Here is a 19,415-nt window from a genome sequence, read left to right on the forward strand (position 1 = left end):
ACCATATGCATCGCTTAATCCTTATCCTGTTTTTAATATTTATAACAAATACCTGTATTGCCGCGGTATTTGTAGTTACCAGCAATGCTGATAGCGGGCCTGGAACTTTGCGGGAAGCTTTGACTTTAGCAGCGGCGAATGGTAGTACGGAGAAAGATTTTATCAATTTTAATATACCGGATTTGAGTGTGGGAGGAAGGACGATAAACTTGCTTACCCAGTTGCCGGATATATCCTCGAATTTAGTTTTAGACGGTAGTACACAACCGGGCAATAAATTTGGTGTTAGCGATGCTAAAGTATGCCTTGCTTATAAATTGCCTTTGGATCAGGATATATCAGGTTTAAAAATTGTTAATCAAACCGATGTGGAAGTTTACGGAATGTATGTGAACAATCTCACAGATGTAACGGGTGCCCTAACAATAAAATCATGGAACGGAATTGAACTTGCAAGCGATAAAAATATAAAAATTGGAGCGGCAGGCAAGGGAAATGTATTCTTTGGATTTTATAATCCATTGATAGTAAATAAATCCGACAGCCCGGGTATAAAATTTTTCGAAAACCTTACAATCAAAGCAAATTTCTTTGGCATCGCCCCTGACGGTCAAACATTGTCGGTAAATAAGACAGACCAGTGTGCCCTTTTTTTTGTAATTGGGCAAGTTATAATTGGCGGCACCGCAGCCGAAGGTAACGTATTTACGCAAGGGCTGTTTATTTATCAGGGAAACGTTTACGATTCTACAAGCCCGGAAGACTATTATATTTCTGCTCCGGCTACCATAATTGTAAACAATAATAAAGTTGGAGTTGATTATTTTGTTAGCCAGTCATTCGTCGAATCGACAGGTATAAATATTGAATCCATCACGCCAAATAGTAAAAACACAATATACATTGAGGATAATGTAATAACTGCTCAAAGCGTGTTTGGTATGGCAATTTATATAAGCAATATTGGTCGTGATGTAACCATTATGAGAAATTATATTGGCACTGATAGAGCCCGCCAAAAAAGTTTTAAAACAGGAGGAATATTTTTAAATGGAGATGCAGGCCAAATAATTATAGGTAGTAGCAGCCAGGCGGATGCCAACTACGTTACTAACTGTATACCTGTTTGGATATTTGATTACGTTTATGCTACAGTGAACAAAAATAGCTTTTCATGTGCTCCGTATCAACAGCCTATGCATTTCGGCAGTTCCGGCTTTTTTACCTACCCCGAGGTTAAGCTTACTAAAATATCTAATACATCGGTGGCGGGTACAGCTACGCCAAATTCGCTTGTTGAATTGTTTTATAGCGATAAATGCGGCACTTGTTTGCCCGAAACATATTTTGCATCGGTAACTGTAGATGCTAAAGGCAATTGGAGTTATAATGGTCTTATAACCGGAACTGTAATAGCATCGGCAACGTTTGGTAAAAGCACGTCAAATTTTACCATATCGTCTCTCTTTTTAAATATCGATGATGGTGAAATAGTAAGGAGGTCGGCAAACTGTAATTCTACCAATGGTTACATAAAAAACATCAAGCTTTATAATTTAGGGCCGAACACGGATACGTACACCTTTAGTTGGAAAAACAATGATAATATTGAAGTTGGTACAAAGCTGGATTTAACGGATGTACCTGCAGGCACCTACACGTTAGAAGTGAAAGGCACAGGTTGCGGCTCAGCATTTTCGAAGCCAATAACGCTTGAATCAACAGAGATCGTGTTTAATTATACAAACCTCAAAAAAATAAATGCGGGTTGCAATAAGGCAACCGGGTCAATTAAGGGTATTACTGCACCAGAAGCCACAAAGTTTGAGTGGAGGGATGCCAATAATCAAATAAAAGGAAAAAAAGCTGACTTGGAAGATGTGCCCGCGGGCTCATATTCTCTTACCGCTTCAAACGATTTTGGTTGCAGTACCACTACAGGCCCCTACCAGATCAATGAAAACTCGCCAACACATTACCCCGATTATCCCTTTGTTAAAGCAGACGCTTGTTATGGCCAAAGTAATGGATCTGTTTCTATAACTACGGATGCATTGGTTAAATCCCTGCTATGGAGAGATAGCCAGGAGCAACCCCTTTGGACAGGTAATAAGCTAACCGACCGGCCGCCAGGCACATATTCTCTTTACTTAACCGATCAGAATGATTGTGAACGTTTATATAAAAGCTTTACCATCAATGAATTTGCGCAACTACAGGTAGTTTCGAATACGGTGCAGAAAACACCGGATGAATGTGGCTTAAAAACAGGCAGTATTCAAAACGTACAAGTAAGCGGTGGCAATCCGCCTTATACTTACGCCTGGTATAAACAGGATGTACCGGTGGCCTCAACGCCATCGTTAACAAGTGTGGGCGCCGGCGATTATAAATTAATTGTAAATGATGTAACCGGATGCAGCCCGGTTACCGCCAGCTTCACCATAAACGCCCAAACTAATATTGTACAGCCTCCTGTAGCGGGCAACATACAGTTATGTACTCCGGGCGATGCGCTGATATCGGTAAATAACCCGGTTGGAGGCAATATATATCGTTTATATGCAACGGCCGACAGCCCCCAGTCCATTGCCGAGCAAACTAATGGAACATTTAAAGTAAGCGTGACAGGAAATACTACCTATTATATTACACAAGCGACTGGCAGCTGCGAAAGCCTCCGTACACCTGTCGAGGCTGTTTTAAGTCTTTCTGCCATCAATATTGCCAACACCTTTACCCCTAATGGCGATGGCCATAACGATTACTGGAAGATTGACGGTATTGAAAATTACCCGCAGGCGGTTGTTCAGATTTTTAACCGCAACGGGCAAAAACTATTTGAGTCAAAAGGGTATACGCAGCCTTTTAACGGTAGTTATAATGGCAAGCCACTACCCTATGGCTCCTACTTTTATATCATCAACCTCAATAAAAACTGTAATCTGTTATCGGGTAGTTTAACCATTATCAGGTAAAGCCAGCTGCCGCAAATACATTTGGATGGTGTTTTCCAGTCCGTAATATAAGGCGTCGCAAATAAGGGCATGGCCAATGCTGACCTCATCCAAACCAGGAACGTTTTGAGCAAAATATTTAAGGTTATGCAAGTCAAGATCATGCCCGGCATTGATGCCCAGGCCTGCATCATGAGCTATTTTAGCAGCCTGGATATACGGCGCTACAGCCAGTTCTTTGCCCTGGTGGTAATGGGTGGCATAGGCTTCGGTATATAATTCAATGCGGTCGGTACCTGTTTTGGCAGCCCCTTCAACCATTTCGGCAATGGGATCAACAAAAATAGAAACGCGGATACCGGCTTCTTTAAAAACGGCTATCATATCTTTTAAATAATGATAGTTGGTAATAGTATCCCAGCCATGATTGGATGTGATCTGACCCAAAACATCGGGCACCAAAGTGACCTGCTCAGGTTTGTTGGCCAGTACCAGGTCGATAAATTTTTGTTCCTGGCAATTGCCCTCAATGTTAAACTCGGTGGTAACAATTTGCTTCAGATCAAAAACATCCTGGTAACGAATATGGCGCTCATCGGGGCGTGGGTGCACGGTGATACCTTGCGCTCCAAAACGTTCACAATCTTTGGCAACCTGTACCAGGTTAGGATTATCACCTCCGCGCGAATTACGCAGCGTAGCTATTTTATTGATGTTGACAGATAAACGGGTCATGAGGCAAAGTTAATACATCATTTACTTATAAATAAACCTATTATTAGGAGATAAGTTTATATTTAAATCATGAAATGGAAACCTGTAATCACAGAGCTGATCATATTGTTAGGCATCTTCATCCTTACAACAGCATTGTCATTATTGTTTAGCAGTACGTTGTTTGGCAATGCAGCCCTCGATATCAACCTGCATGATACCTACTTTGTAAATAAGTTTTCATGGTGGATACTTACGTTCCCTCCCTTTTTTGTGTTGGTAGTTTTGTTTTATTTGATCCGGGCGATAGCCGGTCGCTTTAAAACAAGAGCGGTAAACATAATACTGGTTGCAGGAGTATTTGTAAATGTGCTGATCTTACTAATGGTATATCAATTTGCCCTTAGCATTGATAGAATTATTTCATCGGCATCCGGAGGCTCCACGATATATCCGCCACTGTCGGCTTTAGGGCATACCCCGAAACAAGTAAATCAAACACCGCCGTCGGAGCCGTTCAGCCATATTATATTTATTATTTTAATCATTTTCCTAATCTTGCTGGTTATAAGTGCTGTACTAACCGGCAAAAACTGGAATGCAAACAAACATGAACTACAAAAAGCTTAAATTTCTTACTTTCGTACTTTTAATTTTGGGCGGCCTGCAACAACACGTAGTTGCCCAGGCCAATTACCGTAAAATAGAAAACTACAAAGTGTTTTATGGATGGGCCCACCATTTTCCGCAAGACTGGATGATATTGCGCCAGTTTGAGAACGAAGGAAAAAGCTACCTCCTGCTTGTAAACCCGCAAACGCTGGAAACCAAAATTGACGAACCTGGCTTTTACAAGGTTAAGCCGATGGGTATGAGCGAAGCCCGCGAATATTTTAAAAATACGCCCTATCAAAAAGCACTTCGCAAAGCCGAAAAACAATCGGTAGCTATCCAGGATGCCGGTATTGAGAGCGGTGTACCCAAGGAAACCGGTATCAGCTTAACGGCCGATCTTTGCCCCTCGCACCGCCCTTTAGATAAACGCATCTTTACAGATATATTTAATGAATTTAAAAAAGTGGAGCGCCCGGTGCCTGTTGCCTTATCCGTTACCGGCATCTGGATGCGCCAGCACCCGCAAGATCTGGAATGGCTAAAGCAAATGCAGCAAAAGCACGAGATCTATATCACCTGGATAAATCATTCTTTTAACCATCGCGTGAGCATGAAAGCGCCGCTTAAGGAAAATTTCCTGTTGGAACCGGGTACCGATATCAGTTACGAAGTGTTAGAAACGGAGAAAGCCATGCTTAAAAATGGCTTGCAACCCTCTGTGTTTTTCAGGTTCCCGGGTTTGGTGTCAGACCAGCAACTGGTATATAAGATAACCGACTTTGGATTGATCCCTGTAGGCACGGATGCCTGGCTGGCCAAAGGGCAACAGCCGCAAGCCGGCAGCATTGTACTGATACATGGCAATGGTAATGAACCTACCGGTGTTAATGATTTTATAAAGCTGCTGCAATCAAAAACACGCGCCATCGCTAATAAACAATGGCTGCTGTACGATCTTCGGGAGAGTGTAGACGAGGAGTTTCAGGGGCAATAAGCCTTCGGGGAATGGAAAGTGTTGCGTTTTTGTTGCGTTTTGTATTTTATGACAATTCTTAATTGATTGATCTTTAAGTAGCTGTGTATTTGAGGTGTTTCGCCTGTTGCGAACGCAACAAAAAATCTTAATTCTTGATTCTTGTCTCTTGATTCTACTTTACCTTTGCCATTATGGAAACCATTACCTGGCATGATTTTGAGCAAGTAGAATTACGGGTGGGCACCATCCTGGAAGTCGCTGATTTTCCTGAGGCCCGCAAGCCGGCTTTCAAAGTAAGGGTTGATTTTGGCGAATTTGGTATCAAATGGTCAAGTGCGCAAATCACCAGGCATTATACTAAGGAGGAATTGCAGGGGAGGCAGATAGTTGGCGTGATCAATTTTCCTAAAAAGCAGATCGGCAAGTTCATGTCAGAGTTTTTGGTGACTGGCTTTGCTGATGAAAATGGCGATATAGTTTTGGCCGCAGTTGATAAACCCGTGCCGAATGGCAGCAAACTGATTTAAATGAGATATATAAATTTTGAGGAGGAACCTGCTGTTTCTCCCGATGAGTTTTTTATGGGCGAAGCTTTAAAAGAAGCCCGCTACGCCCTGAAAGAAGATGAGATCCCTATTGGTGCCATAGTAACTTATGGCGGCAAGATCATTGGCCGGGGGCATAACCTTACCGAGCGCCTGAGCGATGTATCGGCCCATGCCGAAATGCAGGCCCTTACCGCCGCTGCCAATTCTATGGGCGGTAAATACCTGCCGGGTTGTACATTATATGTAACTATGGAGCCCTGTGTAATGTGCGCCGGTGCATCCTATTGGTTCCAGGTGAGCCGGATAGTTTTTGGAGCCTATGACGCTAAGCTGGGTTTCGGCAGACTGAATCAAAAGATCACCCACCCCAAAACAGTTATTACCGGTGGCATCCGCGAAAACGAATGTTCTGAGCTGGTGAAGAACTTTTTTAGGAATAAGCGGAAGTAGTGGGAAGTCCATGGACGATAGACCATCGTCCATGGTAATTATGTTTTGATTCTGGCTATGGGCAATGGTCTATCGTCTATGGACTTAAAACTTGACATTAAATTAGAACAAAAAGCAAATTCTACTCTTATATTTGTTACATCACAATCATTAAACTTTAAAATTGTAATTATGGCATTTACACTACCGGCGTTATCCTACGCTACTGATGCATTGGAACCGCACATTGATAAACTGACCATGGAAATTCACCATGGTAAACATCACCAGGCTTATGTTACTAACTTAAATAAAGCCCTTGAGGGTAAGCCTGAAGCTGACAGCAGCATCGAGGATATCATCAAAAATATCTCTAAATTTGCGCCTGCGGTACGTAACAACGGCGGTGGTCACTTTAACCACACCATGTTCTGGACTTTGCTTTCTCCAAACGGTGGCGGCGAACCTACTGGCGCATTGGCCGATGCTATAAAAAGCACTTTCGGTTCAATTGCCGATCTTAAAACAAAAGTTAACGAAGCTGGTGCAACCCGTTTCGGTTCTGGCTGGGCATGGTTAATTGTTACTGCAGATAAAAAACTGGCTATTTGTTCAACCCCTAACCAGGACAATCCATTAATGGATATTGCCGAAGTAAAAGGTACGCCTATTTTAGGTATTGATGTTTGGGAGCACGCTTATTACCTGAAATATCAAAATCGCCGTCCGGATTACCTGGCGGGCATCTGGAGCGTGATCAACTGGGCTCACGTTGCTGAACTTTATACAAAAGCAATCGCTTAATTCAATTAAGCTCATAAATTTGAAGCGGCAGGATTTAAATCATTCTGCCGCTTTTTTATAGCACATGACCGAGGATATACTTAAGTTAAGGATTGAACAAATAAAATGGGAAACGCCGGATACGGCTACATTTTACCTGGATAATATATCGGGAGAGCCTGTTAAATACAAGGCGGGGCAATTTGTTACCCTGATATTTAATCACCGGAACGAGGAGATCCGCAGGTCATATTCGCTCAGTTCATCGCCCGATGAGCCAAGATTATCCGTCACCATTAAACGGATCACAAACGGCGAGATCTCACGCTTTATGCTCACTAAAATGAAGGTGGGCGATACTCTGAATGCTTTAGCACCGGCCGGCAGATTTACCATTAACCGTTATGAACAGGATAAAGACATTTTACTATTTGCTGGAGGCAGCGGCATCACCCCTATACTTTCGCAGATTAAATATGTTTTGAACCGCCCGGGCAACAGCAGGCTTACACTCATCTACAGCAACCAGGATGCAAACTCTATTTTATTTAAGACTGAGCTTGAACTCCTGGTAACACAACATCCCGAAAGGTTTAAAATCACCCACCTGCTAAGCAGCGAGGCTAACCGACTCAATGCTGATAGGGTCGAGGAACTCACCCGCCAGATTGTCCCCGTTGGATTAGATAAGGCTGAGTTTTATTTGTGCGGACCATTTCCTTATATGCGCATGATCAGATTCGCGTTGGTGTATATGGGGATTGAACCAGGGCGGATTAGAAAGGAGAATTTTGTATTGGAAACCGTAGCTGTAACCCGTACTGCTATTAACTTTTCGCCGCGTAATATCAGGATCAAATTCAGGAATGAACTGCATGACCTGGCAGTGGGCGAAAACCAATCCATTTTACAGGCCGCCCTGCAAAACAATGTGCCGTTGCCCTATAGTTGCCGCAACGGCGTGTGCTCCACCTGCACTGCCAAATGTTTCAGCGGTAAAGTAGAAATGATCAAAAACGATGTGCTTACGGATGCCGATATTGCCGATGGCTGGATCCTCACCTGTACCGGGCATCCCGTGAGTGATGATGTGGTGATTGTATTTGGTGAGTAAGTGATCATAATTGGCTGTGTCCTCTTTTTGACGGTAGGGAACAAAAAGAAGTTGCAAATTAATGCAACTCCTTAATTATTGATGCGGGGGTAAATGGGAATCTATCAGATCACTTAGATGGAATTTTAGACGCAAAAAGATAGAAGTGGCGGTCAGTGATCCCGAAATATTCAAGTTCGCTTTCACACAATTTTATATTCTAATTATTTAAAATCTGGTTCCGATTCCAAAATAGAAACTTCGTCCTATGGCAGGGATGATCCCCGGTCCCGGATATTCATTGGTACGGACGGTAAAGTATCTTTTATCGGCCAGGTTATTAACTCCAAATTTAAAATTGTATTTTCCAATATGCAGCGCTGAAGACCAATCCATCACCTGGTAAGCCGGGATCAGCCCAACCGCCGGATCATCGCTGCTTACTGTATTTGTCGCATCGCCATAAGATTTTCCAGTATTACTGATCAGGAAGGTAGTTGAAAATACTTTATAGGTATAAGTTGCCCCAAATCTATTGATGGTTTTCGGCGCATATTCCACTGATTTGCCTTTGAAATCACCTGAAACGTACTTTGCATCAACATAAGAAAAGGAATTGAAAAAACTAAATTCGCCTATGGTACTGCCCGGAAATAAGGCTTTGATGATATTAAATTCTATATAAGTTTCAGCACCTTTGTGCACACTATTGGCAATATTAGCACGGAAAAGATAGGAAGTACCGCTGGCATCAAATTTTTCAGTTACCCCAATACGGTTATTATAACGCAGGTAAAAGCCGCTGACATCAAAATTAAAAAAGTTTTTAACAGATCCCCGCCATCCCAGGTCGGCATTATAGCCATTAGCGTCTTTTAAATTCGGGTCAATTTTAGTAGCTGACCCGAAGGGGGTAAGCTGATCATAAGTAACCGGGCGGTAGGCCTGGGAAATATTGGCATAAACATTGGTTGTCGAGGTAGTGATAAATTGGGCGCCAACACCAAATAAAGCAAAGTTGCGGTTTCTTGTAGCGTGAGTTGTTTGCTCCACATCATTTTCTATATAACCATCTGTGGTAGACTTCAGGTATTCATAACGAAAACCGGGCGTAACCGATAAGCGGCTACCCAAACGAAAAATATTCTCTACAAAAGGGGATATATTTGTGGTTGTAAAATTCAGGTTATATCCATAACGAGGATCTAAAAGAGTAAGGTCAAAGTCCGACCCTGTTGTGCCCAGCCCTCCGCCTTCTCTTTTCATTTTACCATAAAATAGCCTGATACCAGCGGCCAATGTGTTTTTTATAGTTCCTATAGTATAACCAGATGTAAAACGCGCTTCTGTGGTATTCGCATGGAATATTTCCCGCTGTACTTCCCGGTTAACCGGTTGCAGAGTTACCGTGCTGATGCTGTCAGGTGTACCTGGCCCACCATCCTCATTTTTCCATACCAGGTTTCTTGAGCTGAACTGGTAGGCTGATTTTACGGAAAGTTTAGTAGACGGTGAAAATTGGTAATCTACCTTTCCGGTCAGAATGTTCCATGGGCTATTGAGCCAGTTCCTGGCCCGGTATGAAGCCCTGCTGTTTAAATTAAACTGTTCATCATCAAATCCTCCGGCCATATGAATACGGTTCCGTAGCACGGAGTATTCCAGGCCTAATTTCAACTTGTCATTGGCCTGGTAATTCAATCCTGCAAAACCCGATACCTGCTGAATATCCGAGTTTGGCCTCCAGCCCTGTATAGCTTTATATTGAATAAAGCTATAATAATTCCATTTACCCAATGTTCCGCCAGCGGATATAAATGAATTGAAAAGGTTGAAACTGCCCCCGGTTTGCTGAATATTAATTTCAAGAGGTTTATCAGCTGGGCCTTTTTTGGTGATATAATTAATGACACCTCCAAATTGGGGGCCAAATTGTAAGGACGCCGCACCTCGGGTCACTTCTATTCTTTCTATGGCCTCCAAAGGTGGCAGGTAATAGGTTTCCGGATATCCAAAAATATCAGCAGCCACGTTATAGCCGTTCTGACGAATATTGGTTTCAACAGACTGGGTTGGGTTTAGTCCTCTGAACCCGATTCCATTAGAGGGGAAGCCACTGCCTTCTGTTTCAGAGTAATTAGCACCTGGTATACGACCTAATACCTGTCTTGGATTATTTTGAGCAGTATTGGCATTCAGGCTATCCAATAATATTACTTCCGTTTTTTTACCGGAATAAATTACTCCATCATGAACATCATTAAGGTATCCCATACCTTTAATGGCTTTATAGCCTTTGATTACAACTTCATTTAATTGATTCGTTGAAACCTTAAGTCTAAAATTGACAGTTCCGTTTTTCCCATTTTGGATACTGACAATATTTTCCTGCGCCTGAAAGCCTTGCATAGTTATTTTAACAAAGTAGGTTCCCGTCGGGATCTGGTTGAAAGTAAAATATCCGTTATTATCAGTGACTGTTTTTTGTGCATGGTAATTTATTTGAATGGAGGCTCCTGCAATGCTATTCCCATTCTCATTTGTTATTCGGCCTTCTATTTTTGATGTGATGACTTGTGAAAAGCCAGGCAATGCAGAAAAGAAAATCAGACAATTGACAAATAGGATTTTGGAAAGTAGTTTTTTGTAGAAAAGTAAATTCGAGAGCATTTTATTTAGACTAATTACAAATTGATGCAATGATAGTATCTATTTAGAATTAATCCAAATGCAATTGTATTATTTACTTGTGATATAGTTATTTAGTAAAAGGTTGGGGGCATAAATAGCTAACTTCTCAAATTTTCGGACTGGTCCCCAAAAAGGCTAAAACGCAAAAAAAACTACTTTTCAATAGGCTTTGTTTTGCAGCAAAATGGACGGGTCTGTACATTCTGCTGAAATGATTTCAATTAAAGATTTTTTACAATCAAATATATTAATTGGTATCCTTGATAAATCCTTCTGTATGGAGAATTTATAAGGATATGTCTGTTAAAAAAAACAAATTTGTCCCAAAAAAGTCATCACCTTTTAATCCCAAATTCCATTGGCTTCGGTCAGGATAATCGGCAAACCATCTGTTACAACAATGGTATGCTCATGTTGTACTGCAAACCCGCCTTTGTCGCCCACAAGCGTAAATCCGTCACCTAACTCTACAGTCCAGGTTGAGGCTGTGTTGATGAAAGTTTCAATCGCCACAACACTGTTTTTTCTGAACCGTCTTTGATCAAGCTTGTCTTTGTAATTCAAAATACTGTCCGGTTGTTCATGGAGCCCCCTTCCAATACCATGTCCACCTAAGTTTTTTATCACTTTGTAACCGGCATTCCTGACTTCTTTTTCAATCAGTCCGCCAATTTCATTGATTTTCACACCGCCCTTAATGCTATTGATTGCCTTTTTAAGGATCTCCCGCGAAGTATCTACCAGGTGCTTTTTTTCATGGATGTCCTGTCCCACGATAAAAGAACCGCCATTATCTGACCAATAGCCGTCAAGTTCGGCAGAAACATCAATGTTTATAACATCACCATCCTGTATGATCCTATCATTTGAGGGTATTCCGTGACATACCTCATTATTTAAGCTAATGCAGGTAAATCCAGGGAAATTGTACGTAAGATGCGGAGCGGACCGCGCACCAAAAGTACTCAATACCTGCCCTCCATAATTATCTAATTGTTTTGTACTCATTCCAGGTTGGGTATATGCCCGCATTTTCTTTAAAGTCGCGGCGACTGCTTCGCTAACGGCCAGCATTCCCTGAAGATCTTTTTCGTTATTTATCGTCATATCTATTTTGCTTCAAAAGTATCAACCTTGAGCTATCGCTGACAGTATAAATTAGACATCTGTTCTCTAATCAACAAATTGGTATATTCGCATTATGCCTATCAATTTTTTTAGACATATCTACACTCCTAATAACGCGCTTATTACCAGGATAAGCCCACCGGAAAGCTTAAGAGATTTTGTTGAAGGGTTTTATGTATTTAAAACTCAGGATTTGAACGGAAGACAACTCTTTTTCAATGATGGTTATCCTGTAATTACGTTGATGCAACACCGTGCAGGTAAGATGTTAATCAATTTAAACGGCGATATTATAAATATTGGCAATGCATGGGTTTGTGGCGGTCTTCTAAAAAACATCTATTGCGAATCCTCCATCAGTACCGAAGAACTTTTTGTTATTCGCTTTAATCCCATTACTTTTTTTAAGCTGTTCAATATTCGTGGGAATGTTTTTAAGCATAAGCCAGTTTTTGATCTCGCGGAAATTGTAACCGATGATTTCGGCGTTTTCAACAACAACTTTTACAGCAATGCCTCTATTGAGCATAAAGTTGAAGCAGCAACTAACTTTTTATCCCAAAGGATATGCGCAACTGCGTTTCCAAATGTATTAGGAGATGTAATTAATCATATTGAACAGGGACGGAGCCTCACCGTAAGGGAGCTCGCAAAATCATGTGGTGTGCGCATAAACTACAAATGGTTGGAAAGAAACTTCAAAAAGCACATCGGTGTATCCCCGAAAGACTATTTATTGCTCAGGCGCTTTTTGAATACTTATCGCAGTTTAGATTCATTATCTCCCAAAGTGCTGCTGCAAACAGCTTTAGAACATGGTTATTATGATGATAACCACCTGATCAAAGACTTTAGGAGTTTTTCAGGGCAGTCTCCCAAAGCTTTCTTTCAAAACAACAATCGTGCTTAATATGCTGTTAGAATTTGCGTGTAACGGGTATTAATTATAGTATATTGATTATCGAAATAAATGAAAAAAATTTCGAAACATATTCGATGAAATTATTTAGCTTTCCCAGGCAATTGTACGTTAAAGTTATAATAGGTACGGAAAAACCAGTATTTATGACGGACTTCGGATTATGTTTTGCAAAAAAATCTTTTAATAAATTGGAGATCTCCCGTATAGTGGAATCACCGACCCTTTATAATTAGTAAACCATTTGTTTAAGGATATTGAACTGAGAAATTGATAGCCGGGCGAATGGTTAAGACCTGAACAAAGAATTCAATTTATATATAATAAGAAGAGCACAACACTTATCACCTATGAAAAAAACGCACTATCTTTTTATGTTTTCCTGCTTCCTTATATTGGGTTGTACCGGTGTAAAAAAGCTGGCTGGCACCAACGATGCCGACAAAGGCTGGAAGAAGCTGTTTAATGGCAAAGACATTAACGATTGGTTTGTTAAGATCAATCATCACCTCGTTGGCGAAAATTATGGAAATACGTTTCGGGTAGAAGATGGCATGATCAGGATCAGCTATGACCAGTACGGCGATTTCAACGATCAGTTTGGCCACTTATATTACAAAACGCCATTTTCTCATTATCACTTGCGTTTTGAATATCGCTTTGTTGGTAAACAGCAAAAAGGCGCACCAGACTACACGCTCCTTAACAGCGGTATGATGTTTCATTCGCAGGATCCAAGGACAATGCTAAAGGACCAGGATTGGCCAATATCAATAGAAATGCAGTTATTAGGCGGCCTCGGTGACGGGAAACCAAGACCAACGGGTAATATGTGCTCACCCGGCACCGATGTTGTTTACAAAGGCAGCGTCTCGCCCGATCATTGTATCAACTCTACTTCAAAGACCTATGATGGCGAACAGTGGGTAAAGGGGGAGCTGATTGTTCAGGGCAACAAATTAATTACGCATATCATCAACGGCGATACCGTACTGCAATATTCCAGACCTACCATAGGCGGCGGGGTAGCACATGGTTACGATCCGAAGTACAAACAGGACGGAAAATTACTAAGCAGTGGTTTTATCGCCTTACAAAGTGAGGGACAGCCTGTCGATTTCAGGAACATAGAGATCAAACAGCTGCCGGATGTTGACAATTAAATAGTAAACAAAAATACTGTAAGCCCGAAGCATTGGAGATTTGTTCATCGTCTTGTTTTCATCAACTCGCAGAACTGTTGAAAATAATGATATAAGAATAATCTTATAATGTTTTCTGGGTTTTAAAGATGGCTCAGGCAGATTTCATTTTCAACGTTTTTGCCGGTCCCCTTATTTAGATTTTTTTTCCATCGGTACATTCGTTAACATTGATTTTGCTGTTTATAATTTCCAGGTCCTCAATAGTTAGCTTACCAATACGCATATCGCCAAACGAGGCCTTTTTAACAGATAAACGACCAAGATAAAACACACCAATCGCGATTGATCCGATCGCAATGCACCCCAACGCAAAGGCTCCTGTTGCACCCGCGCCTATTGCCCTGGCGCCCAAAGCGTAAGCGCCTACTGCTTTAGCGCTCTCCATTTTTTTACTGATGTTTTTTATTCTCATGATTTTGTCCGTTTTGGGTTAGCATTACTATGTTGACTTTATTTCCTTTTCAAATAACAAATCTTTTGATAAAGAGTTGATAGCCAAAGCATTTTTCATTAAAACTTCCAAGTTATATACAATTTACATGATCCATTAAAACTATGGGTAAAGGCGCAGACTTGACGCCACCAGACCGGAAGTAAAAAGCAAATTCATTACGTCATTATCAGCATTCAGGATATTAGAAAGATCAGGATTTAGGGTATTCGCTTTGTTGGGAATGGTCAGAGGATATTGCTGTTCCTTTAATCAGGTCGGGATGAAATAATAAAGCCCATCCTTTTGCTTTAAAGGTTTTTACATTCGGATGAACGCCCATCACTTGGCCGGGCGCAATAAATACCAGCGTGCCTTCCTGGTAATCATAATGACTTCGCCCATAACGCAACTCGCCGCAATTGAGTTCCTTCATATACATCGCATATAAACCAAAGTTAAATGTTTGGGCAGGCATAGGTTGTGCTTTCGACAAGTCGACTACCGTGATTAACGGGTGCAGTGTTTCTACACCGCGCATTTTATTGTATTGAGCAACACTCTCAATTTTCACAATTTCTTCCATTGCATTTTGCTTTTCTGATTCAAATTTAACCGTTTAATCAGGCGATCATCTGCGTCCCCCCGGTTACCTGTAATCTTGGTAGGTAATCCAGTAATCTGTATACAATCATGATCGTTTTATCTGCAGACCTTTGTGTTATAAAAAATAAAAAGTGAAAAATCCAAGCCGATTTATGAAACCTATTTTAATTACCCTTTTTCTATTTTGCTGCCTAAAAAGTTTCGGACAAACCCGAGATGAGCGACAGTTGCTCGCGTTATCTAAACAAATTTTCAGCTGGGAGGTTGATCTGAAAACCGATTCGCTGGATAATATATTTCACGAAAAATTTACCGTAATGAGTTCCAGCGGCCGGCGTCTGACGAGAGCTCAATATATGGCGCGGCTTACAGGCGGAACATTTTCACATAATAAGATTGACATACAGGAAAACGCCGCAACGGTAACCAATAATACAGGACTCGTAATGGGTAAAGGGAAATTTACGGTAACAAACAATGGGCATCTGTCGGTTCTTTTGTTGGCATTTACTGAAGTTTTTACACGGAGCAACGGCGAGCAACCATGGAAACTCCTGGCGATACATGCTAATCCATTACCTTAAACGGGATTATAAAAACATATATATATGAAAACGAATCCAATAAAAGTTATTGTCGTGATCGGTGCTGGATCGATCGGCCAGGCCATCGCCCGGAGAGTAAGCGCAGGAAAACACGTATTACTCGCTGACCTTCACCAGGGAAACGCGGATGCCGCTGCCAAAGTGCTCAGTGAAGCAGGCTTCGAAGTGAGCACAACTACAGTTGATATATCTTCCCGCGTATCTATCCAGGCACTCGTTGAAAAAGCTACGGGTATTGGTAGCGTCAACGGATTGATACAAGCAGCTGGTGTTTCGCCGTCACAGGCATCACCTTCTGTCATCCTCCATGTCGACCTGTATGGTAACGCAGTGATTCTGGAGGAATTTGGCAAGGTGATTGAAAATGGCGGATCAGGCGTGGTGATCGCTTCCCAATCAGGACATCGCCTGCCTGCACTGACGCCCGAACAAAATAAGGCACTGGCTACCCTACCTGCTGATGAATTGCTGTCACTGGATTTTCTGCAGCTGGATCAGGTTAAAGATTCCCTGCACGCTTACCAATTATCTAAAAGAGGCAATTCATTACGCGTGATGGCGGAGGCTGTCAAATGGGGAAAACGTGGTGCCCGCATCAATACCATCAGCCCCGGCATTATTGTTACACCGCTGGCTAAAGATGAACTGACCGGCCCACGTGGCGAAGGTTATCGCCATATGATCGAAATCTCCGCAGTAGGAAGAGCCGGAACTCCTGATGAAGTAGGCAATGTTGGGGCTTTACTCATGGGTCAGGACGGCGCATTTATTACGGGCAGCGACTTTTTGATGGATGGTGGTGTAACCGCCGCCTACTGGTACGGCGAACTCGCCCCCAGGTAAAAGCAAGTTGATCTGAAAAAATAGACTTAAATGAAAAGAGTACTTATTATAGGCGCTACCGGAAGCCTTGCCCGATACGTGATTGAAACCCTGCAGCAACTACAGAACGTCAAGCTGACGCTGTTCCTGCGGAACAAGGCCGGGCTTTCCAGGCATCTTGTTCCTGGCAGTACCCTTATCGAGGGAGATGCGATGAAATATATGGACGTACTTACGGCAGTAGCCGGCCAGGACATCGTCTACGTTAATCTCGCAGGTAACCTCGAAGCCATGGCGAAGAACATCGTCAAGGCGATGCTGGACAGCGGAGTAAAAAGGATCGTAGCCATCAGTTCTATCGGGATTTACCAGCAGCCGATAAGGCAGATATTAGTACCCTACCGCAAACTGGCAGATGTGATCGAAGGATCTGGCCTGGATTATACCATACTGCGACCAGACTGGTTTACTAGTGCAGATGAGGTGGATTATGCCATTACCCGTAAAGGCGAGCCTGAAGGAGGTACGGCGATTTCGAGGAAAAGTATCGCCGCATTTGTTGCTTCTGTTGTTCAAAATCCAGACTTGTATAAAAATGAGAACCTCGGCATCAGCAAGCCCAACTAATGTCATTAAAACGCAAATAGTTAAAAATGGAAAATCAGGAATTAGAAGAACAAGGATTTAAACCGGCCCCGGCGGATTATTTCAGCAGGAAAGCTTTTGTAAAAACATTCGTGGCTGCCGATCCTGCCACTAACTGTAATGTTAGCGACGTGTATTTTGAGGCAGGCTGCCGCAATAACTGGCATACCCACGCTTCCAACCAGATACTGATCGTCAAAGAGGGTGTTTGTTATTACCAGGAACAGGGACAACCGGTGCAGCACGTTCCGGCAGGCGGCGTGATAAATGTCCTTCCTGGTGTTAAGCATTGGCACGGGGCCTCACCTGATGCACCGATGATACATATCGCCATCAATATAAATACAGAAAAAGGAATGGTTACCTGGCTGGAGCCTGCGACAGACCAGGAGTATTCACATTAAGTTTAATTATGGAAAAATCGGCAAAAATTACAGAAACAGCGATCGGAAACCACCAAGCCTTATGGCCGGATTATGTCTCCAAAGCCGGGCCAACAGACCCTGACCTGATCGAAGTGTTCGACAACTTCGCCTTTGATGAGGTGATCGGTCATGATGCGATGGACATGAAAACAAGGGTATTGCTCATCATGGCTTCCACCATCGGTAGCCAGGCGCTGACGGAATACAAAATGTTTGCCAATGCAGCGTTGAACATTGGCATTACACCGGTTGAAATAAAAGAAGTAGTATACCAGGCGGTGCCTTATGTCGGCATCGCCAAAGTGGTCGATTTTCTTTACGCCACCAATGAGCTGTTTAAGGAGCGTAACATCAGCCTCCCCCTTGAAAGCCAGTCAACCACAACGCCTGGGACACGTTTCGATAAGGGTCTGGAATTGCAAAAGCAAATTTTTGGCGATCGGATCGACGAAATGTATAAGGCGTCACCGGAAGACCTGCTGCATATCCAGCGGTATTTATCGGCAAACTGTTTTGGGGATTATGTAACCCGTAAAGGGCTGGACATCCAAATACGGGAAATGGTCACGCTGGCTTTTTTGATTGCACTGGGGGGTACCGAAGGACAGATCAAAGGCCATATCCAGGGCAATGCCAATATTGGCAATGACCGGCAGACGCTCATCAACCTGATGACACAGCTACTGCCTTTTGTTGGCTATCCGCGTACGCTGAATGCCATCAATTGTTTAAATGAAATTCTACCCATAAATAAAAAATAATCATGCAAAGCAAACCAGCAAAAGCATACGGCATAACATCCGTTGAACAGCCGTTAAAAGAAATGACCATTAACCGCAGGGCCATCGGGGCCCATGATGTGGAGTTGGAAATATTATTCTGCGGCATCTGCCACTCGGACCTGCACCAGATTAAAAATGATTTTGGGGGAACGATGTTCCCTATTGTGCCGGGCCATGAGATCGTTGGCCGCGTTACCGCTGTTGGCGATCATGTTAAAGCGTTTAAACCGGGCGACCTTGCCGCCGTGGGCTGTATCGTAGATAGCTGTGGGCACTGCGAATATTGTAATGATGGTATAGAGCAGTTCTGCGACGAGGGGGTCACCTTCTCGTTCAACAGTCCAGACAAAGTATCAGGTGGCCATACTTTCGGTGGCTTTTCAAAAACCTATGTATGTAACGAAAAGTATGTGCTGCACATGCCCGAATTCAAGGACCTGGCTGCTGCTGCGCCACTGCTGTGTGCCGGGATCACCGTGTACTCACCGCTCAAACATTGGGGAGCCGGGCCGGGTAAAAAAGTAGGCATACTGGGTATCGGCGGATTAGGACACGTGGCGATCAAGATAGCCAAAGCTATGGGTGCCCATGTTACGGTTTTCACCACTTCGCCATCGAAAGTGGAGGATGCCAAACGCCTGGGCGCCGACGAAGCCGTGTTATCATCCGATGCGGATCAGATGGCGCAATACAGCCGTAAGCTGCATTTCATCATTGATACGGTATCTGCCAAACATGATGTGAACACCTATCTCAACCTACTGCGCCATGACGGGGCCGTGGTATTGGTAGGCCTGCCGCCGGAACCGCTGGAAATAAGTGCATTCGGGGTGATCGTCGGTAACCGCAGCTTTGCCGGTTCCAATATCGGCGGCATCGCCGAGACCCAGGAAATGCTCGATTTCTGCTTCAGGCACAACATCACGGCCCAGTCAGAGATCATCGACATTCAATACGTGAACGAAGCATTTAAACGCCTGGAGAAAGGCGATGTTAAATACCGCTTCGTGATCGATATGGCCTCGCTTGGTAATTAACAGAG

20 protein-coding genes are annotated in these 19,415 nt (G+C 42.8%); 15 read left to right on the top strand and 5 right to left on the bottom strand.

Going from position 1 to position 19,415, the window contains the following annotated elements:
* Positions 1–5: 5 nt before the first annotated feature.
* Positions 6–2,978 (top strand): gliding motility-associated C-terminal domain-containing protein, encoded by a 2,973-nt coding sequence (locus Q0R88_RS17305; RefSeq protein WP_295718455.1) that lies wholly within the window; start codon positions 6–8, stop codon positions 2,976–2,978.
* On the opposite strand, the gene Q0R88_RS17310 is transcribed toward Q0R88_RS17305, so the two are convergent.
* A complete protein-coding gene (locus tag Q0R88_RS17310; protein ID WP_295718457.1) occupies positions 2,961–3,692 on the bottom strand; it encodes a pyridoxine 5'-phosphate synthase in 732 nt (243 codons plus the stop codon). The two genes, Q0R88_RS17305 and Q0R88_RS17310, sit on opposite strands and share 18 nt — an antisense overlap.
* Positions 3,693–3,761: 69 nt before the next feature.
* Here Q0R88_RS17310 and Q0R88_RS17315 point away from each other — a divergent pair, with 69 nt between their 5' ends.
* The 6 genes from Q0R88_RS17315 (at position 3,762) to Q0R88_RS17340 (ending at position 8,136) form a co-directional block, all read left to right on the top strand.
* Complete coding sequence (locus tag Q0R88_RS17315) at positions 3,762–4,301, top strand: hypothetical protein (RefSeq protein ID WP_295718460.1); 540 nt, start codon at positions 3,762–3,764, stop codon at positions 4,299–4,301.
* The gene (locus Q0R88_RS17320; RefSeq protein WP_295718463.1) at positions 4,282–5,280 is read left to right on the top strand and encodes a polysaccharide deacetylase; all 999 of its coding nucleotides are present in this window, start codon (positions 4,282–4,284) and stop codon (positions 5,278–5,280) included. Before Q0R88_RS17315 ends, Q0R88_RS17320 begins: the two co-directional genes overlap by 20 nt.
* A 173-nt stretch (positions 5,281–5,453) precedes the next feature.
* Complete coding sequence (locus tag Q0R88_RS17325; protein ID WP_295718464.1) at positions 5,454–5,789, top strand: tRNA-binding protein; 336 nt, start codon at positions 5,454–5,456, stop codon at positions 5,787–5,789.
* Positions 5,790–6,260 carry a nucleoside deaminase gene (locus Q0R88_RS17330; protein ID WP_295718468.1) on the top strand — a complete coding sequence of 157 codons (471 nt, stop codon included), beginning with the start codon at positions 5,790–5,792 and terminating at the stop codon, positions 6,258–6,260.
* Between the two features lie 171 nt (positions 6,261–6,431).
* Complete coding sequence (locus Q0R88_RS17335; protein WP_295718471.1) at positions 6,432–7,043, top strand: superoxide dismutase; 612 nt, start codon at positions 6,432–6,434, stop codon at positions 7,041–7,043.
* Between the two features lie 64 nt (positions 7,044–7,107).
* On the top strand, positions 7,108–8,136 hold the full coding sequence (locus Q0R88_RS17340; RefSeq protein WP_295718473.1) for a ferredoxin--NADP reductase: 1,029 nt from the start codon (positions 7,108–7,110) through the stop codon (positions 8,134–8,136).
* A 207-nt stretch (positions 8,137–8,343) separates the two neighbouring features.
* Here the strand turns inward: Q0R88_RS17340 and Q0R88_RS17345 are convergent, their stop codons facing one another.
* Both Q0R88_RS17345 and map read right to left on the bottom strand, forming a co-directional pair.
* Positions 8,344–10,785, bottom strand: a complete 2,442-nt coding sequence (locus Q0R88_RS17345) for a TonB-dependent receptor (protein WP_295718475.1) — start codon at positions 10,783–10,785, stop codon at positions 8,344–8,346.
* Between the two features lie 363 nt (positions 10,786–11,148).
* On the bottom strand, positions 11,149–11,913 hold the full coding sequence (gene map, locus Q0R88_RS17350) for a type I methionyl aminopeptidase (RefSeq protein ID WP_295718478.1): 765 nt from the start codon (positions 11,911–11,913) through the stop codon (positions 11,149–11,151).
* Between the two features lie 94 nt (positions 11,914–12,007).
* On the opposite strand from map, the gene Q0R88_RS17355 reads away from it, so the two are divergent.
* On the top strand, positions 12,008–12,844 hold the full coding sequence (locus Q0R88_RS17355; protein ID WP_295718479.1) for a helix-turn-helix domain-containing protein: 837 nt from the start codon (positions 12,008–12,010) through the stop codon (positions 12,842–12,844).
* Positions 12,845–13,203: 359 nt separating this feature from the next.
* Positions 13,204–14,016 (top strand): DUF1080 domain-containing protein, encoded by an 813-nt coding sequence (locus Q0R88_RS17360; RefSeq protein ID WP_295718482.1) that lies wholly within the window; start codon positions 13,204–13,206, stop codon positions 14,014–14,016.
* A gap of 175 nt (positions 14,017–14,191) precedes the next feature.
* Here Q0R88_RS17360 and Q0R88_RS17365 read toward each other — a convergent pair whose 3' ends face one another.
* Positions 14,192–14,470: a hypothetical protein gene (locus Q0R88_RS17365; protein ID WP_295718484.1), complete on the bottom strand. Its 279-nt coding sequence runs from the start codon at positions 14,468–14,470 to the stop codon at positions 14,192–14,194.
* 232 nt (positions 14,471–14,702) lie between these two features.
* Complete coding sequence (locus Q0R88_RS17370) at positions 14,703–15,074, bottom strand: hypothetical protein (RefSeq protein WP_295718487.1); 372 nt, start codon at positions 15,072–15,074, stop codon at positions 14,703–14,705.
* A 172-nt stretch (positions 15,075–15,246) separates the two neighbouring features.
* Here Q0R88_RS17370 and Q0R88_RS17375 point away from each other — a divergent pair, with 172 nt between their 5' ends.
* From Q0R88_RS17375 to Q0R88_RS17400, 6 genes are read left to right on the top strand one after another with little or no spacing between them, the layout of a single operon-like run.
* On the top strand, positions 15,247–15,678 hold the full coding sequence (locus tag Q0R88_RS17375; protein ID WP_295718489.1) for a nuclear transport factor 2 family protein: 432 nt from the start codon (positions 15,247–15,249) through the stop codon (positions 15,676–15,678).
* 24 nt (positions 15,679–15,702) lie between these two features.
* Positions 15,703–16,542 (top strand): SDR family oxidoreductase, encoded by an 840-nt coding sequence (locus Q0R88_RS17380; protein WP_295718491.1) that lies wholly within the window; start codon positions 15,703–15,705, stop codon positions 16,540–16,542.
* A gap of 30 nt (positions 16,543–16,572) precedes the next feature.
* Positions 16,573–17,148: an NAD(P)H-binding protein gene (locus Q0R88_RS17385; RefSeq protein ID WP_295718493.1), complete on the top strand. Its 576-nt coding sequence runs from the start codon at positions 16,573–16,575 to the stop codon at positions 17,146–17,148.
* 26 nt (positions 17,149–17,174) lie between these two features.
* Positions 17,175–17,570 (top strand): cupin domain-containing protein, encoded by a 396-nt coding sequence (locus Q0R88_RS17390; protein ID WP_295718496.1) that lies wholly within the window; start codon positions 17,175–17,177, stop codon positions 17,568–17,570.
* 8 nt (positions 17,571–17,578) lie between these two features.
* Positions 17,579–18,352: a carboxymuconolactone decarboxylase family protein gene (locus Q0R88_RS17395; RefSeq protein WP_295718499.1), complete on the top strand. Its 774-nt coding sequence runs from the start codon at positions 17,579–17,581 to the stop codon at positions 18,350–18,352.
* A gap of 2 nt (positions 18,353–18,354) precedes the next feature.
* Positions 18,355–19,410 carry an NAD(P)-dependent alcohol dehydrogenase gene (locus tag Q0R88_RS17400; RefSeq protein WP_295718503.1) on the top strand — a complete coding sequence of 352 codons (1,056 nt, stop codon included), beginning with the start codon at positions 18,355–18,357 and terminating at the stop codon, positions 19,408–19,410.
* Positions 19,411–19,415: the final 5 nt, after the last annotated feature.

It is taken from the genome of Mucilaginibacter sp., from assembly GCF_025362475.1.
In the GTDB taxonomy this organism is placed as follows: Bacteria; Bacteroidota; Bacteroidia; order Sphingobacteriales; family Sphingobacteriaceae; genus Mucilaginibacter.

What these genes read in the sequence shown, in the direction of transcription:
- Q0R88_RS17305 (WP_295718455.1), top strand. Translation starts at nt 6, where the DNA reads ATGCATCGCTTAATCCTTATCCTGTTTTTAATATTTATAACAAATACC.
- Q0R88_RS17310 (WP_295718457.1), bottom strand. Translation starts at nt 3,692, where the DNA reads ATGACCCGTTTATCTGTCAACATCAATAAAATAGCTACGCTGCGTAAT.
- Q0R88_RS17315 (WP_295718460.1), top strand. Translation starts at nt 3,762, where the DNA reads ATGAAATGGAAACCTGTAATCACAGAGCTGATCATATTGTTAGGCATC.
- Q0R88_RS17320 (WP_295718463.1), top strand. Translation starts at nt 4,282, where the DNA reads ATGAACTACAAAAAGCTTAAATTTCTTACTTTCGTACTTTTAATTTTG.
- Q0R88_RS17325 (WP_295718464.1), top strand. Translation starts at nt 5,454, where the DNA reads ATGGAAACCATTACCTGGCATGATTTTGAGCAAGTAGAATTACGGGTG.
- Q0R88_RS17330 (WP_295718468.1), top strand. Translation starts at nt 5,790, where the DNA reads ATGAGATATATAAATTTTGAGGAGGAACCTGCTGTTTCTCCCGATGAG.
- Q0R88_RS17335 (WP_295718471.1), top strand. Translation starts at nt 6,432, where the DNA reads ATGGCATTTACACTACCGGCGTTATCCTACGCTACTGATGCATTGGAA.
- Q0R88_RS17340 (WP_295718473.1), top strand. Translation starts at nt 7,108, where the DNA reads ATGACCGAGGATATACTTAAGTTAAGGATTGAACAAATAAAATGGGAA.
- Q0R88_RS17345 (WP_295718475.1), bottom strand. Translation starts at nt 10,785, where the DNA reads ATGCTCTCGAATTTACTTTTCTACAAAAAACTACTTTCCAAAATCCTA.
- map (WP_295718478.1), bottom strand. Translation starts at nt 11,913, where the DNA reads ATGACGATAAATAACGAAAAAGATCTTCAGGGAATGCTGGCCGTTAGC.
- Q0R88_RS17355 (WP_295718479.1), top strand. Translation starts at nt 12,008, where the DNA reads ATGCCTATCAATTTTTTTAGACATATCTACACTCCTAATAACGCGCTT.
- Q0R88_RS17360 (WP_295718482.1), top strand. Translation starts at nt 13,204, where the DNA reads ATGAAAAAAACGCACTATCTTTTTATGTTTTCCTGCTTCCTTATATTG.
- Q0R88_RS17365 (WP_295718484.1), bottom strand. Translation starts at nt 14,470, where the DNA reads ATGAGAATAAAAAACATCAGTAAAAAAATGGAGAGCGCTAAAGCAGTA.
- Q0R88_RS17370 (WP_295718487.1), bottom strand. Translation starts at nt 15,074, where the DNA reads ATGGAAGAAATTGTGAAAATTGAGAGTGTTGCTCAATACAATAAAATG.
- Q0R88_RS17375 (WP_295718489.1), top strand. Translation starts at nt 15,247, where the DNA reads ATGAAACCTATTTTAATTACCCTTTTTCTATTTTGCTGCCTAAAAAGT.
- Q0R88_RS17380 (WP_295718491.1), top strand. Translation starts at nt 15,703, where the DNA reads ATGAAAACGAATCCAATAAAAGTTATTGTCGTGATCGGTGCTGGATCG.
- Q0R88_RS17385 (WP_295718493.1), top strand. Translation starts at nt 16,573, where the DNA reads ATGAAAAGAGTACTTATTATAGGCGCTACCGGAAGCCTTGCCCGATAC.
- Q0R88_RS17390 (WP_295718496.1), top strand. Translation starts at nt 17,175, where the DNA reads ATGGAAAATCAGGAATTAGAAGAACAAGGATTTAAACCGGCCCCGGCG.
- Q0R88_RS17395 (WP_295718499.1), top strand. Translation starts at nt 17,579, where the DNA reads ATGGAAAAATCGGCAAAAATTACAGAAACAGCGATCGGAAACCACCAA.
- Q0R88_RS17400 (WP_295718503.1), top strand. Translation starts at nt 18,355, where the DNA reads ATGCAAAGCAAACCAGCAAAAGCATACGGCATAACATCCGTTGAACAG.